The 15,752-nt window shown below is 64.3% G+C and carries 12 protein-coding genes; 8 read left to right on the top strand and 4 right to left on the bottom strand.

The features are described 5' to 3' along the window. Positions 1-45 precede the first annotated feature (45 nt). The gene (locus ACVNHC_RS04190; RefSeq protein WP_457166516.1) at positions 46-2,367 is read right to left on the bottom strand and encodes a hypothetical protein; all 2,322 of its coding nucleotides are present in this window, start codon (positions 2,365-2,367) and stop codon (positions 46-48) included. Between the two features lie 203 nt (positions 2,368-2,570). After that, entirely contained in the window at positions 2,571-2,993 is a 423-nt protein-coding gene (gene ndk, locus ACVNHC_RS04185; protein ID WP_050471485.1) for a nucleoside-diphosphate kinase, read from the bottom strand. A 249-nt stretch (positions 2,994-3,242) separates the two neighbouring features. On the opposite strand from ndk, the gene ACVNHC_RS04180 reads away from it, so the two are divergent. Then, the gene (locus ACVNHC_RS04180) at positions 3,243-5,114 is read left to right on the top strand and encodes an ABC-F family ATP-binding cassette domain-containing protein (protein ID WP_050471484.1); all 1,872 of its coding nucleotides are present in this window, start codon (positions 3,243-3,245) and stop codon (positions 5,112-5,114) included. Positions 5,115-5,592: 478 nt separating this feature from the next. On the opposite strand, the gene ACVNHC_RS04175 is transcribed toward ACVNHC_RS04180, so the two are convergent. Further along, the gene (locus ACVNHC_RS04175; protein ID WP_050471483.1) at positions 5,593-6,537 is read right to left on the bottom strand and encodes an AEC family transporter; all 945 of its coding nucleotides are present in this window, start codon (positions 6,535-6,537) and stop codon (positions 5,593-5,595) included. A 241-nt stretch (positions 6,538-6,778) separates the two neighbouring features. On the opposite strand from ACVNHC_RS04175, the gene ACVNHC_RS04170 reads away from it, so the two are divergent. From ACVNHC_RS04170 to hspQ, 3 genes are all read left to right on the top strand, one after another. Beyond that, the gene (locus ACVNHC_RS04170; protein WP_457166515.1) at positions 6,779-7,663 is read left to right on the top strand and encodes a lysophospholipid acyltransferase family protein; all 885 of its coding nucleotides are present in this window, start codon (positions 6,779-6,781) and stop codon (positions 7,661-7,663) included. 90 nt (positions 7,664-7,753) lie between these two features. After that, positions 7,754-8,800, top strand: a complete 1,047-nt coding sequence (locus tag ACVNHC_RS04165; RefSeq protein ID WP_058899793.1) for an HpcH/HpaI aldolase/citrate lyase family protein — start codon at positions 7,754-7,756, stop codon at positions 8,798-8,800. Between the two features lie 103 nt (positions 8,801-8,903). Next, on the top strand, positions 8,904-9,227 hold the full coding sequence (gene hspQ / locus ACVNHC_RS04160; protein WP_050471480.1) for a heat shock protein HspQ: 324 nt from the start codon (positions 8,904-8,906) through the stop codon (positions 9,225-9,227). 107 nt (positions 9,228-9,334) lie between these two features. On the opposite strand, the gene ACVNHC_RS04155 is transcribed toward hspQ, so the two are convergent. Beyond that, positions 9,335-9,958 carry an invasion associated locus B family protein gene (locus ACVNHC_RS04155; RefSeq protein ID WP_050471479.1) on the bottom strand — a complete coding sequence of 208 codons (624 nt, stop codon included), beginning with the start codon at positions 9,956-9,958 and terminating at the stop codon, positions 9,335-9,337. 311 nt (positions 9,959-10,269) lie between these two features. On the opposite strand from ACVNHC_RS04155, the gene ACVNHC_RS04150 reads away from it, so the two are divergent. The 4 genes from ACVNHC_RS04150 (at position 10,270) to ACVNHC_RS04135 (ending at position 15,745) form a co-directional block, all read left to right on the top strand. Then, positions 10,270-12,147, top strand: a complete 1,878-nt coding sequence (locus tag ACVNHC_RS04150; protein WP_457166514.1) for an extracellular solute-binding protein — start codon at positions 10,270-10,272, stop codon at positions 12,145-12,147. Between the two features lie 22 nt (positions 12,148-12,169). Further along, entirely contained in the window at positions 12,170-13,801 is a 1,632-nt protein-coding gene (locus ACVNHC_RS04145; RefSeq protein ID WP_457166513.1) for an AMP-binding protein, read from the top strand. A 3-nt stretch (positions 13,802-13,804) separates the two neighbouring features. Then, entirely contained in the window at positions 13,805-14,977 is a 1,173-nt protein-coding gene (locus tag ACVNHC_RS04140; RefSeq protein ID WP_058899796.1) for a PleD family two-component system response regulator, read from the top strand. A 93-nt stretch (positions 14,978-15,070) separates the two neighbouring features. Beyond that, positions 15,071-15,745: a DsbA family oxidoreductase gene (locus ACVNHC_RS04135; protein ID WP_457166512.1), complete on the top strand. Its 675-nt coding sequence runs from the start codon at positions 15,071-15,073 to the stop codon at positions 15,743-15,745. Positions 15,746-15,752 lie beyond the last annotated feature (7 nt).

The following is a 15,752-nucleotide window of genomic DNA, read 5'->3' as shown; positions in this document are numbered from 1 at the left end:
TGGCAAACCCACATCGTCCTGGGTCTCGCCGTCCCATCTTTCAAGTTATGCTCCCTTCAGGAAAGCCAGAGGGTTGCGCTGCCAGAATTCGGCTATGCGCTGCACGGTGGGGTTTGTGGCGGCTGTATCGCGTTCGGCCTCTGCCTGCAGGCGGGTGTAGTCGCTGTCGATGAGGAACCAGGACATGGTGGTTGGATCATCAAAGGTAAAGTTGGCGATGGTGACGAAATCCTGACTGATCTCCCGCCAGGGCTTTGGCGGCGTGACGCCCGGATTGGCCTCTTGCAGGGCAAGGCCATAAAGGTCGCGGGTCATGCGCAGCATGTCCCGGTTACGGATGGTCTGGGATGAGCCGCGCGCATTGAACACGCCTTCCAGCGGGCTGGTCAGCCACCAGAACAGGCGCGCAAGGGCGCTGGCCGGCTTCGCCCGATCCTGATCGGGAAAGGCCCTGACATTGACGATCAGCACGCCGGACGTGTTGCGCACCACCCAGTTGCGCACGGCTCGTGCATTGATGAGGCCCGTGGCGGCCATCACGCCATAATTGTCGTAATAGCCTGCGTCCACCACCCGCCGCTGCGGCATCGCGGGTAGGGATACGGCCGGCGAGACATAGGGAAAGGTGGCGCTGAGACGCACAGCCGTGGCAACGGTGAACTCATCCTTGCCCCGCTTGCCCGTGCGGACGGCATGTCCCTCCTCCCCGGATCCGCCCGCCTGTGCATATGGGTAGACGCGGAACATCTCCGCCGAATGCACATCCGGATCCTCCGCCGCGAAATGCTTGCGCATTTCCAGAAGGTCGAGATTGGAAATGAACAGCGGCGCGCCGGTTTCCACCAGCATGGGCGAGAAGACGACGGAGGGCCTGAGGCCTTGCCGCTCCTCCTCCCTCCAGCCGTTGAAGGGAAGGCGCAGCGTGCCCCACTGGGCCTCCAGCACACGCCCCCTGTCGGCCCGCCGCACGCGCGGCAGCAGGCCTGCGCCCACGTCCCGCACCATCTGCCGCGCCACCGGTGAAATGCTGTCACGCGGCACGATCACGCCTTCCCTTGCGGGATAGCGCATGCCGGGAGGTGCCTGCGGCGGCTGTTGCTGCTGCCAGGCGGCAATGTCGTCCTCGATCATCCGGGCCACCGGGCGGACGGGCAGCCCCTGTGCCGCCTTCGAGGTCTGTTCGGTCAGGTAAGCACCCGCCACCATGCCGCCCGAAGCCCCGGTGATGAAGCGGATGGCATTCATGAAACCGGGCAGTTGCACATTGCTCTGCGTCCCCTGCCCCTTGCCAGCCTCCGCGGCCGCCCCCGGAAACAAAGGGTCATGACGGCTGAGGCCGTCGAGCACGGCCGCTGTCCAGAAGCCAGCCCGGTAGGCGCCGCCTGACGTTGCCAGCAGCACGAGCTTGGGCTTCAGGGGTTCCGGATCATCCGTCTTCTGCCCCGCATCTCCATCCTGGCTTGCCGGATTTTCTGCTCCGAGCCGCGCGGCCCAGGCAGCCAGAACGGCTTCCGGCGCCAGCAATGCTGGCGGTTCAGGGCGGTCAGCCCAGACAGAGCCGTCCTGTCCGGGATTTGAGGGATCCGGCAGCTCGCCGGAGTAGTCAAGACCGGGAATGCGCAAGCGGAATACGGGCATGCGCCACGCCAGAACCCCGATCCCAGCGGCAAGGCCGAGGGTCAGGACCAGCGCATCAAAGGCGGAGGCCAGCGCCACCAGCGCCGTCACCAGAAGCAGCAGCAGGAACCAGGCCGCGCAGGTCTGCAGCCTCAGGCTCTCCGCTCCGACGAAGGCCACCAGCACCAGCACGGCAAGGGCCAGCTGAGGTCCCGCCTCACGGCTGGCAAACAACGGGTCCAAGGCCGGAAGATAGAGGTAGAGAACCGCGAGCGTGACCGCAAAACCAATGGCCGCCCCGGCGAACCGGCGGAACGGCTCTCCCGGCTGCCAGGGAGTGTCCGGCGGGCGCGCCCAGACGGCTGCGATGGTGCCAGACACCAGCCAGATGAGGACACCATAGGGCATTTGCCCGGCATGCAAGGCCGCACGGACAGAGGTGCCCACATCCCGCTCCAGCGCAACGGGCAGGATCCGGGTCAGATAGAGCGCCACGCCAATCCAGATGAACAGCAGCAGCGTCGCGGTGAAGGCAGGGCTCAGATACAGCCGCCAGAACCCGCGCCTGCGGATCGCCTCTTCATGGGCGCGCTGGTCGCAGAAGAGCTGCATCAGGCCAAAGCCGCTGGCCAGCGTGCCGCGCATGACCAGAAAAGTGACAGCATAAACGGCAAGGGCGGCGATCAGGCCTGCCCCGACTTCACGAGCCAGAATGGCCCACACCTGTGCCAGACATTCGAACACTACCATGCGGCGCCCCCTGCCTGCTGTCATGCTCACGCAGGAGTTGAGCATATGAGGGGCGCACTATCAATCGGGGCCTTGCGTGAAAACGGCCCGTACCGCGATGTTTTGAAGCTCCGTTTTTCACGGGACGGACGGTCTGCCGGCAAGCAAAAAGGCCAGCCTCTTGCGAGGCCGGCCTTTCCGCGTTTCCGGAAATGTCAGGCAGATCAGCCGACGATTTCGTGACCGGCGAACCAGAAGGCGATTTCTTCGGCAGCGGTTTCCGGAGCGTCGGAGCCGTGCACGGAGTTTTCGCCGATGGACAGGGCGAAGAGCTTGCGGATGGTGCCTTCGTCAGCATTGGCCGGGTTGGTGGCGCCCATCACTTCGCGGTTCTTGGCAATGGCGTTCTCGCCTTCCAGAACCTGGACGACGGTCGGGCCGGAGGACATGAACTCGGTCAGTTCGCCGAAGAACGGACGGTCCTTGTGGACGGCGTAGAAGGCTTCAGCCTGACGCTGGCTCATCCACACGCGCTTGGAAGCAACGACGCGCAGGCCGGCTTCTTCGAGCTTGGCGGTGATGGCGCCGGTCAGGTTGCGCTTGGTGGCGTCCGGCTTGATCATGGAGAAAGTGCGTTCGATGGCCATTGGTCTCATCCTTTAAAAATACGGGTGCCGCGCATGCGGCGGTGAAGTGTGTGAAGGCCGCCCTTTGGGAGCGGCCGCGTTGCGCTGCGCCCCATCGGCTGACGGGCGCGGAAACTTGGCCGTTCCTATAGCTTTGCCTCGCGCGCCCCGCAAGGGGGGCGGCGCGAAAGACATGGGGCCCCTGCGCAAACACGCTGGCCGCACGTTGCCCTCTTGCAATGCGGGCCAAGCTCCCCCAAAGATCCGCCCATGTTGCAGATTTCAGACCTCACCTATCGCATCGGCGGCCGTCTCCTCATCGACAATGCCAGCGTCACCCTGCCCGCCCGCAGCAAGACCGGCCTTGTGGGCCGCAATGGCGCGGGCAAATCCACCCTGTTCAAGCTGATCACCGGCGATCTGACGAGTGAAGGCGGCTCCGTCAGCGTGCCGCGCCTTGCCCGCATCGGCCAGGTGGCGCAGGAAGCACCGGGTACGGAGGAAAGCCTGATTGAAGTGGTGCTGGCCGCCGACACGGAGCGCGCCTCCCTGATGGCAGAAGCGGAAACGGCGAAGGATCCGGACCGGATCGCCGCCATCCACACCCGCCTTGCCGATATTTCCGCTCACACGGCAGAGGCCCGTGCTTCCGCCATTCTACACGGCCTTGGCTTTGATGCAGAAGCACAGAAGCGGCCCTGCTCGGCCTTTTCCGGCGGCTGGCGCATGCGCGTGGCGCTGGCAGCGGTGCTCTTCTCCGAGCCGGATCTGCTGCTGCTCGACGAGCCGACCAACTATCTCGATCTGGAAGGCACGCTGTGGCTGGAAAGCTATGTGGCGCGCTATCCGCATCAGGTGCTGCTGATCTCGCACGACCGCGACCTCCTCAACAAGGCGGTTGATTCCATCGTGCATCTGGACCGGGGCAAGCTGACCTTCTACCGCGGCGGCTATGACAGCTTCGACCGGCAGCGGCGTGAGACCATGATGCTGCAGCAGAAGGCCAAGGAAAAGCAGGACGCGCAGCGCAAGCACATGCAGGCCTTTGTCGACCGGTTCCGCGCCAAGGCCACCAAGGCCCGGCAGGCCCAGTCCCGCCTGAAGATGCTGGAGAAGATGGAGCCCATCGCCGCGCTGACCGAGGAAAGCGGCCGGCCGATCCATTTCCCCGATCCGCAGGGGCGCCTGTCGCCGCCAATCCTGAAACTGGAAAATGTCTCGGTGGGCTATGACGGCAAGCCGGTGCTGTCGCGCCTGACGCTCAACATCGACACCGATGACCGCATCGCCCTGCTCGGCTCCAACGGCAACGGCAAGTCCACCTTCGCCAAGCTGATTTCCGGCCGTCTGGCAGCGCTGTCCGGCGAGGTGACCAGCGCCACCAAGCTGAAGATCGCCTTCTTCGCCCAGCATCAGCTGGATGAGCTGCGCCCGAACGAAAGCGCCGTCCAGCATGTGCGCATGCTGATGCCGCAGGCGGCTGAAGCGCAGGTGCGCGCCCGCGTGGCCCGCTTCGGCCTGCCGACCGACCGGATGGAAACGCCGGCCAAGGATCTCTCGGGCGGTGAAAAGGCGCGGCTGCTGCTCGGCCTTGCCACTTTCGACGGGCCGAACCTGATCATCCTCGACGAGCCGACCAACCATCTCGACATCGACAGCCGCGAGGCGCTGGTTCTGGCGCTGAACGAGTTTCAGGGCGCCGTGGTGCTGATCTCGCACGACCGGCATCTGGTGGAAGCCTGCGCCGACCGGCTGTGGCTGGTGGCCGATGGCAAGGTCAGCACCTTCGACGGCGACATGGAAGACTACCGCCGCTACATCCTGCAAGGGCCGGATGCGGTGAAGAAGGCCCGCGAGGACGAAGCCAAGGCGGCCTCCGCCACGGACAAGCGGCGCGAGGCCGCCGAACGGCGCGCCCGCGAGGCACCCTTGCGCAAGAAGATCGAGGCGGCGGAAAAGGAAATGGCGCGGCTTTCCGACAAGATCGTCATGCTGGACGCCACCATGTCCGAGCCGGACTTCTTCACCCGTGATCCCGAGCGGGCGGCGAAATTCGCCAAGGAACGGGCCTATATCGAAAAGAAGCTCGTCACCACGGAAGAGGAATGGCTGCTGCTGTCAGCGGAGCTGGAAGAAGGGTAAGTCGCCGTCCTGCGGCAGGCACCATGCCCGCCGCACAGGCTCCGGCCCATTGTTAAGATTTGAGGCTGGGGCGGATCGGCGGCTGCAACTGCTCACAGGGAAGCACAGGCGGGCCGCAAATCCGGTGTCACCCCGGGCGGAGCGGAGCGCAGACCCGGGGTCTACTCGCTTGCAGAGCGGCGCGTTGAAACGCCGAAGGCATAGCGGGCACATCAGGCCATCTATGTCTCACTTGCGAAGAGTTTCGGCATCCCTCTGCAAATGAGTGGGCCCCGGCTCGAAGGCCGGGGCGACGCTGCGGTGAAGGGCGAGGCAGAGCATCCCTCACAGTCAGCGCCGTCAATCGTTCTACAGCTTCTCACCTTGTCATCCCCGCGAAAGGCGGGGATCAAGCTCAACCGGTTGGGCTACAGGTTTTGCCTCAACGGCCCTGGATTGCGCAGGCGCGTCCTGAATGACGGTGGAGAGGCAAATCCCCCTAAAGCCACCCGTGCTGGATGGCCCAGATCACGCCCGTCACCGTCACCACGGATGCCATGGTGCCGATCATGACGAGGCTGGAGGCGCGGTTGACGTAGACCTGATACTGCTGCGCGATGACGAAAACGTTGGTCGCGGGCGGCAGGCAGGCCATCAGCACGGCGGTGGCGATCCAGACCGGATCAAAGCCGCCGACCCAGGTGAGCATCAGATAGACCAGCACCGGGTGCAGGATCAGCTTCACCGCCAGAATGACCGGCAGTTCCAGCGGCACCCTTTCAATCGGACGCTGCGCCACCGTCACGCCCATGGCAAAGAGCGCGCAAGGGGCTGCCGCACCGCTGAGGAATTTCAGCATGGTATCAAGCCCCTGCGGCGGCTTGAAGCCGATGAAGGCGGCGCCGACACCCGCGATCGTCGCCAGAATGAAGGGATGGGTGAAGACACGCACCGCCACCTTCTTCATGGTCTGCGACAGATGCTCCTTTTCCGTTCCGGCCATGGCCATCATCAGCGGCGCCAGAATGAACATCAGCGTGTTGTCGAAGCACAGGACGAAAGCGGTCGGCACGGTGGCGGCAGGCCCCAGCACCGCCATGGTCAGGCCCGGCCCCATGTAGCCCACGTTGGAATAGGAGCCGCCGATGGCCATGATGGTGGATTCGGGGATGCTGCCCTTGGTCGCCAGCACGCCGATGCAGAAGCAGATGGCAAAGACCGTGTAGGTGACGAAGGTGGTCGCGGCCACATAGCTGAGGTCGGTCAGCTGTTCCACCGGCGTCTCCGACAGGAGGCGGAAGAACAGAGCGGGCAGCGCGATATAGATGATGAAGAAATTCATCCACGCCATGCCGGACGGCGGAATCTTGCTGAGCTTGCCCGCTCCGAAGCCCAGAAAAATCAGGCCGAAGAAGGGAAAGGCGAGCGCGATGACATCTTGCATGGCAGGATCCGGGACCTTTGGCCAAGACTTCGGGGCCAAGACGTGAGGGGCCAAGACAGGGTGAGGAATGCGCAGCGTCAGAGGATCTGCCGCTTGCAACCGGCATGTGGCTTGGGTAATCCACGCCTAACCTGTTCGCGCCAGACGGTCAATGAACCCTCTGGCTATGTGACGCGCCGGCCGGACACATGTGCCATACGTGCATGCCCTGCCGGCCATGATCCGGATCCGACCGCTGCCCATGCCCCCGCGCTCTCCGTTCCGCACTCTCGCACTGAAGGCTGAATGGGCCGTGCTGGCGGCTGTTGTGTTCCTGTTCCGCCTCGTGCCGGTGGACCGGGCGTCGGCTGCCATGGGCTTTCTGTGGCGCAAGCTTGCCCCGCTCAACAAGCGCCACAAGCGGGCGCTGAAGCATCTGGAACTGGCCATGCCGGAGCTGACGGCTTCAGAGCGCCGCCAGATCATCGACGGCATGTGGGACAATCTCGGCCGGGTGACCGCCGAAACCTTCCAGATCGACCGGATGATCCGCGATGAAAGCCGTTTCGAGCTGCAGGTGGACGCGCGCACCGATGCCATCCTCAATGGCGCAGGCCCTTGCGTTTTCGTGTCGATGCATTCGGCCTGCTGGGAGCTTTGCGTGACGCCCGCCTTCCAGCGCGGCCTGCCGATGGCCGGCGTCTACCAGGCGCTGAAGAACCCCTATTCCGATGCCTTGCTGCGCAGCCTGCGCGGCACGCTCTATCCGCTCGGTCTCTATTCCAAGGGGCACCAGACGGCGCGCAAGCTGCTGTCCATTCTGCGTTCCGGCGGCGTCTTTGCGCTGATGGCGGACCTGCGCGAGCGGCGCGGCGTCAAAGTGCCGTTCTTCGGGCGGGAGGCCTATGCGACGCCGGTGCCGGCCACCCTCGCCCGCGCCTGCGGCGTGCCGATCGTCATTGGCCGCGTGGTGCGTCTGGAAGGCGCCCGCTTCCGCATCGAGGGCATCTGCATCGATCCGGCCTCCGATGGAGACAAGGAGGCCGATATTCTGGCGACGACCGCCGCCATCCATGCCCAGTTCGAGGCCTGGATCCGCGAAGTGCCGGAGCAATGGATGTGGATCCACCGCAAGTGGGCGGACTGATCCGCTGCTTGCGCTTCCGTCTTTCGGTGAATTGCTGCTCCGCACCATGATGCTATAGCTGTGGGTCATGAGGACCGGAGGAGCCGCAGCATGACGAAGACACCACGCGCCTTTTATGCCCCGCTTGCCATTGGCGCGCCGGCGCCCTTCCGCGACCTGCCGGTGCGGCTGGAGCGCATGATCCATTTCGTGCCGCCGCATCTGGAAAAGATCCGTGCCAAGATCCCGGATCTCATTTCCCAGGTGGATGTGATCCTCGGCAATCTGGAAGACGCCATCCCCGCCGATGCCAAGACGGCAGCCCGGCATGGCTTCATCGAAATGGCCAGGGCGAATGACTTCGGCAGCACGGGGCTCTGGACCCGCGTCAACTGCCTCAACAGCCCGTGGTTTCTCGACGACATGCTGGAGATCATTCCGGCGGTGGGGCACAAGCTCGATGTGGTGATGCTGCCGAAGGTCGAAGGCCCCTGGGACATCCATTATCTCGATCAGCTGCTGGCCCAGCTTGAAGCCCGCGCGGGCCTGACGAAGCCGATCCTCATTCATGCCATTCTGGAAACGGCTGAGGGGGTGAAGAATGTGGAGGCCATTGCCACGGCCTCTCCGCGCATGCACGGCATGAGCCTCGGACCGGCGGACCTTGCCGCCTCGCGCGGCATGAAAACGACCCGCGTCGGCGGCGGCCATCCCGGCTATGCGGTGCTGGCGGATGAGGACGGCAGCGGCGCGCCCCGCGCCCGCATGCAGCAGGACCCATGGCACTACACGGTGGCCCGCATGGTCGATGCCTGCATGTCCGCCGGCCTCAAGGCTTTTTATGGCCCCTTCGGCGACTTTTCCGATCCGGCGGCCTGTGAGGCCCAGTTCCGCAATGCATTCCTGATGGGCTGCCTTGGGGCCTGGTCGCTGCATCCGTCTCAGGTGGACATCGCCAAGACCGTGTTCAGCCCGGACCCGGCGGAAGTCGCCTTTGCGCGCCGGATTCTGGACGCCATGCCCGACGGCAGCGGCGCCGTGATGATCGACGGCAAGATGCAGGATGATGCCACCTGGAAACAGGCCAAGGTGATTGTTGACCTTGCACGCCTTGTTGCGGCGCGCGACACCAAGTTTGCAGAGGTTTACGGACTCTAGACGGTTCCCTATTATAAGGGAAAGTCTTCACCGCGCGCTGACGCCGCATCGTGCCCCTCCACACCATGGGGCGTCTCCGCCGGTTCAAGCCACGGTGACAGTCATGCGTACGGCAAAATTCAAGATCGGACAGGTCGTCCGGCACAAGGTCTATCCCTTCCGGGGCGTGATCTTCGATGTCGATCCGACCTTTTCCAACACCGAGGAATGGTGGAACGCCATCCCCGAGGATGTCCGCCCGAGCCGCGATCAGCCCTTCTATCATCTCCTCGCGGAAAACGAGGAAACCGAATATGTCGCCTATGTGTCCGAGCAGAACCTCGTGCCGGACAACACGGGCGAACCGGTGCGCCATCCGCAGATCGAGGAAATCTTCGAAGAGCAGGATGACGGCTCCTATCTGCCGCGCTCGACCGGCCTGCACTAGGCAGGCTGGCGTGCGCGGCTCGCTTGCGGCATCTGCAAGGCCCAAATGAAAACGCCGCCCGGTTTCCCGCGCGGCGTTTCGTGTTCATGTAAGGAAAGACCAGCCGATCAGTTGCCCGACTGGGTCTGTTCCTTCTGCTTGTCGATCAGCTTCTGGCGGGCTTCGTCAGCGCGGCGCTGCAGCTCGCTCTGAAGCTGTTCCTGCTTCTTCTGGATCTCGCCCACATCCATGGCGGCGCCGTCATAGACCTTGGTGAAGCCTGCGAGCGTCAGTTCCAGCGGAACCGGCTTTGCCTGCTGGTTCAGGGCGGTGATGACGAGCTTGGAGCCCTTCTTCAGCTGGGCGACGAAGGCATCATCAATGACGAGCTCCGAATAGCACGCATTCGGGAAGCAGATGCCGTACTTGGCTTCCGTCTGCTTGCCGGCATCGACCTGCACGCGCATGCCCGGCTGGATCAGCATGCCGGTCGGCACGGCGATGAGCAGCGTCTTGCGCGCTTCGCCGGCGATCTCGCGAATCGCAACCGACGACAGGAACTGGCCCGTGGCAGTCCGCAGCTCCTGCGTCACAAGGCAGATTTCCTTGTTCACGTTCGGATCGGTATTGCACACCTTGACCCAGGGGGAATCTGCCTCGGCCTGCTGCGCCGAAACGGCGGCCGTGCCACCAAGCATGGCAAGCGCAGCGACCGCACAGCCCGCCATCCCCCTCATCAGAAAACTCTTCATTCGAAACATCCTCGATTGTGCGTTCGCTCGTCCAGGCCTTGCGTTCCCCACGGCCCCGCGCGTCCAGCGGAACTGCCGCCGCCACGCTGGCCGACATCACCAGCCCCGATGCCGGAAGATTGCGGCAACAGGGTGACCCTTCACCTGCGCGGGCCCATGTTTAACCGCATCGTGAGCGGATTTCCAGCATCTCCGGGCGCGGAATGCGCGGGTAGCCACTGGTGTGTTACCATTCCAGCGACAGAATCAAGATGGACATGCATCACACAATGGCTTTTTCCCTGAAAACTGTTTCTGGAAAGACCGGACGCATGACGGCTTTCCGCCGGTTTGCGCTGGCTTTTCCGGTCTTTGTGCTGGCAGCGGGCGGTTTAACCTTCACGCAGGATTGCCGCGCTCAGACCCCGGAAACAGCTGCCGCGGGTGAGGAAAACCCGGCTCCCTGGGTCCATGGAATCGCAATGCATGGCGATCCGGCCCTGCCTGCGGACTACTCACATTTTCCTTATGCGAATCCCAATGCGCCCAAGGGCGGCACTTTGACGCTGGGGGTGCAGGGCACGTTCGACAGCCTCAATTCCTTCGTGGTGCAGGGCGGCTTCACCAGCGCGCGCGGCATGAAGGAGCGGCAATTCGGCGAAAACATCATCGAAAGCCTGATGGTGCGCTCCAACGCCGAGGCTTTCTCACTTTACGGCCACCTCGCCGAGGCCGTGCGCATGGCCGAAGACCGGTCCTGGATCGAATTCCGCCTGAACCCGAAGGCCAGGTTCTCGGACGGCAGCCCCTTCACGGTCGACGATGTGATCTTCTCGCTCGATATCATGCGCGAGAAGGGCCGCCCGCCCTTCCGCAACTGGTATGCCGAGATCGAGAAGAGTGAAGTCACCGGTGAAAGAACCGTCCGCTTCACCTTCAAGAACAACGAGAATCGCGAGCTGCCGCTGCTCATCGCGCTGGCGCCGATGTTCTCCAAGGCCGCCACGAACCCGGACACATTCGACAAGTCCAGCCTGAAGCCGCCGCTTGGCACCGGCCCCTATGTCTTTGCCGAGATCGTCCCCGGCCGCCGCGCCGTGTACCGGCGCAATCCGGATTACTGGGGCAAGGATCTGCCATCCAAGCGCGGCATGGACAATTTCGACGAGATCCGCATCGAATATTACCGCGACGAGACCACCTTGCAGGAAGCCTTCCGCAAGGGGCTGATCGATGTGCTGCCCTTCAACAATCCCTCCCGCTGGGCCAATGGCTTCGACTTCCCGGCGGCGAAGGAAGGCAAGGTGGTGCGCAAGGAGATCGTCAAGGGCATCCCGCCCGTGATCCAGGGCCTTGCCTTCAACACGCGCCGCCCGGTCTTCGCCGACAAGCGCCTGCGCAAGGCCCTGTCGATGCTGTTCGATTTCGAATGGATCAACCGCAATCTCTATGCGGGCCTCTATGACCGCACCGCCGGCTACTGGGACAAGTCGGAGCTGTCGTCCATCGGCCATCCGGCCAGCGAGCGGGAGAAGGAGCTTCTGGCCCCCTTCCCCGGCGTCGTGGATCCGGATGTGATGGATGGCACCTGGCGCCCTGCCGAAACCGACGGCTCCGGACGTGACCGGGCCGTGCTGCGCGATGCCATGGCCGTGCTCAAGGAGGCCGGTTACACCCTCGACGGGCGTGTCCTCAAAGCTCCTGATGGCCAGCCGGTCAGTTTCGAGATCATGACCAAGAACGAGGACGAGGAGAAGATCGCCCTCGCCTATGCGCGCAATCTGGATGTTATCGGCATCAAGGCAAACGTGCGCACGGTGGACCCGTCCCAGTTCGAGGACCGCCGCATCAAGTTCGACTTCGACATGGTGTTCCACATGTGGAGCTCGTCTCTCTCCCCCGGCGGCGAGCAGATGGGGCGCTGGTCGATCGCCGCAGCCGATACACCCGGCTCGTTCAACATCACCGGCGCAAAGGAGCCGGCGATTGACGCTATGATCGCCGCGATGGTCGCATCACACAGCAAGGAAGACTTCATATCGGCCGTCCGGGCGCTCGACCGTGTTCTGATTTCAGGCCGTTACGCCGTGCCCTTGTTCCATCCGCCTGCGGAATGGCTTGGACATTGGACCAGAATCACGTCACCTCAGATAGACCCGATTTACGGTTTCGAAACCACGACGTGGTGGAAAACCGAAGGCGCCAACTGAGACCCGGCAAGGGACCAGGATCATGATTACAACGCCTGCAGACTCCATCGAACGCAACCGCCTCAGCGCTTTCTGGGGCCGCGTGACGCTCGACGAGATCTTCCGCAAGACGGCCGCCGCCAATCCGGACCGGCTCGCCCTTGTGGACGCGCCCGACCGTTCCTCCTGGACCGGCGGTGAAGCCCGCCAGCTGACCTATGCCGAAGCAGAGCGCGAGATCCAGAAGCTCGCCTCCTTCTATGCCGCCGTCGGCCTGTCCACCGACCATGTGATCGGCATTCAGGCGCCGAACACCGTGGACACGGTGATTGCCTTTCTCGCCGCGCTGAGGGCCGGGCTGATCGTCTCGCCCCTGCCCCTGCACTGGCGGCAGAAGGACGTGCTGGAAGCGCTCAACAGCCTCGGCGCCAAGGGCCTTGTGGCAGCAGACAGGTTGGAGACAAGGCAGGTGGCCCATGCCGCCCGCGATGTGGCAGCCGAGCTGTTCAGCCTGCGCTTCGTCTTTGGCCTGGGCAAGGACATTCCGGACGGGCTGATCGAACTGGGGCCCGTGCTTGCCGAGATGGGCGACGACATGCCCGCCCCGCAGCTGTCACGGCCCAATTCGGCGGAACATACGGCAACGGTCACCTGGTCGCGCAATGGCGCCGAGCCGATGCCCGTGACCCGCAGCCACAATCAGTGGATCGCGGCCGGCTTCATGCCCTATCTCGAAACGCGCCTGCCGGATGGGGCCAGCATCGTTGTGCCTTATGCCTTCAGCGGCATGACCGGTGTCGGCGCCGGGCTGGTGCCATGGCTCCTGTCCGGCGGCACCATGCACCTGCATCATCCCACCTCGCTGCAGCGCCTTGCGGCCCATGCCGAGGCCGTGGAAGCCGATTATGTGCTGACGCCCGGCCCGCTGGCCGAGGCGCTGGATGTGCGGCTGGGCCGCAAGTCCACCAGCATCGTTGCATGCTGGAGCATTTCCTCGCCGCAGGCCACCACCTTCGTGCCGCGCCACCAGCTGGTGGACCTGCACGTGGCGGATGAATATGCGCTGGTCGCAAGGCTGCGCGGCAAGTCGGCCCGCATCCACCCCATTCCGCTTGGCAGCTTCGGCGCCCCGGCCGGAACCGATATTTCCGCCGGCGTCCTGGAGATCAAGACGGAAGGCGGCGAGAATGGCAGCCCGCACAAGCTGCTGGCCCGCGGCCCGATGGTTGCCGATGCCGGCTGGAAGGCCGGCCGCAAGGCCGGGCCGGGTCCACTGACTGACGCGGCCGGTTTTCTCCGGACAGGCGTTTCCGTGATCCCCGTTGAAGGCGGACTTGCCGGTTTCGGCATTCCGGGCGAACTGGCCCCCGGCGCCGGCGCGCTGGAAGGGATCGATCAGATCTACGCCGCCTATGACGAGGTGACGGAGGCTGCCGCTTTTTTGGTGGATGATCCGATCCTGGGCGCAAAGCTCCATGCGGCCCTTGTCATGCGCCCCGGCTGCTCGCCCGATGCCCGTGCCTTCTTTGCCTGGCTCGACACCGAACGGGTTGACCTCGCCAAGGTGCCCACACGTGTGCTGATGCTGCAGGCGCTCCCCAGGCAGGAGGATGGCACCGTCGACCGGCACCGGCTGGCGGCACGGCTTCAGCGCCAGGACCGGCAGGTGGCATGATCAATGGCGGCCTTTGACGGAGATGGCGACAGTGCCCTCGTCTGGCAGGGGCCCGTCTGGCGCATTGGTCCGGAGCCGGTGTTTGGCGCTGGCGCTCCCGGCTGGCCGCGTGAGCTCGACCTTCTGACGGCAAGCGATGACGAGCTGACAGAGCTGCCGGCAGCTGTTGTGGTGCGGCTGGACCAGACGCTTGCGCCGCTCGCCCGGCTTGCGAGGGCCGAGAGCAAGCTGCCGGTGGAGGTTCCTGCCCTGCTCCTGTGCGGCGCCGGAAGTGCTGTCGGCCTGCCGCTGCGCCGCTCCCATGGCCTTGTTGACGCGGATATCCCCGAAGCAAGCCTGTTCCGCATGATCTGTGCGCGCCAGCGTGCCATCCTGCGCAGTGACGAGGCGCGCATCCGCCGGCTCGTTTTTGGCCGCGTGCCGAGCTATGGCTCTGCGCCGCATCAGCAGGGCGGCTCCAGCCTTCTGGTCGCGGGCCTTGGCCGCCGTTTCATCGAGCTCTTCGACGCCCGCGCAAGAAATGTGGATCTGATCGGTGCCTTGTCCGCCGACATGGCGGAAAACTACCTCTCCCAGCGCGCGTTCGACGCGGTGATCATCGAGGCCGGAATCGACGACAGCCTCGATCTGGTCGAGCGCATCCGCCGCGATGCCCGCTTCTCCCAGATCCCCGTGCTGGCCTTTGCCGAAGACCGGCAGGAAGTGGCGGCCCTGTTCGAGATGGGCGCCAATGATGTGCTGCATGGTGACCTGACGCGGGCCATGCTGTCAGCCAGGATTGCCAGCGCCATCCGCATGGGCAAGCGCCGCCGGCTCGCCGACCGCCTGCTCGCGGAAAGCCGTGTCTGGCTGCTGCGGCAGGCGGGCGAGGAAGGCCTGCCCATGCCCCTCTATCAGGCTTATCTGCATCGTAGCGCCGATCAGGCGGCCTTGCGCGGGCTGATGCTGGATGAGGTGCGGCTGTCCCCGGAAGCAGACGCGGCCAATATCCCCGTCACCCAGCTCGCAGGCGATCTGTCCGGCACGATCCTCTCCATTGCCGATGCCACCAGCCGGGAGGAGGACCTCATCTGCTATGTGGCGGGCCGGGGACCTGTGGCGGTGCTGAAACATGATCAGGCCGGACCGAGCCTGAAGCGGCGCATCAACGCCATTCTCGGCTCAACCCTTTTGTAAGCAGTGCAGCGGATATCCGTTCTGGTTGCCCTTGCGTGGCTCAACAAGTCTGTCTAGCCTGACCCTACATGAGCCCGCAGCCAGGAGGCAGCCATGGCGGAACAACCGCCCCTTACCGTCGATGTCATCTCAGATGTCATGTGCCCCTGGTGCTACATTGGCAAGCGCAGGCTCGAAAAAGCCATCCGGCAAGTGCCGGACCTCAACATCGAAGTGCGCTGGCATCCCTTCCAGCTCGATCCGTCGCTTCCGCGTGAAGGCAAGGACCGGGAAACCTATCTGAACGAGAAATTCGGAGGCCCGGCCAAGGCAGCCGCCATCTACCAGAAGGTGAGCGCGGCAGGGACGGAAGAAGGCATTGCCTTCGCCTTCGACAGGATCCGCGTGTCCCCCAACACGCTCGACAGCCACCGCCTGATCCTCTGGTCCCGGGCGGACGGGCTGCAGGATGACGTGGTGGAGCGGCTGTTCCGGGCCTATTTCATCGAAGGACGCGATCTGTCCAAGGCCTCGACGCTGGTCGATATCTCGGCAGAAGCGGGCATGGAATCCGATCTTGTTGCCCAGCTTCTGGAAACGGACAGCGACCTTGCCAAGCTGCGCAGCCAGATCGAGCAGGCCGGCGGCATGGGCGTTACCGGCGTGCCCTTCTTCATCATCGACGGCCGCTTTGCGATTGCCGGAGCGGAAAGCCCGGAAACCATCTCTGCGGCCCTCCTGCACGCCGATGCGACACGCACGGCCGACGAGCCCGTCACCGTCAACTGACTGCGAG

It is taken from the genome of Pannonibacter sp. Q-1 (assembly GCF_054073275.1).
This window is presented reverse-complemented; position numbering and strand designations above follow the sequence as displayed.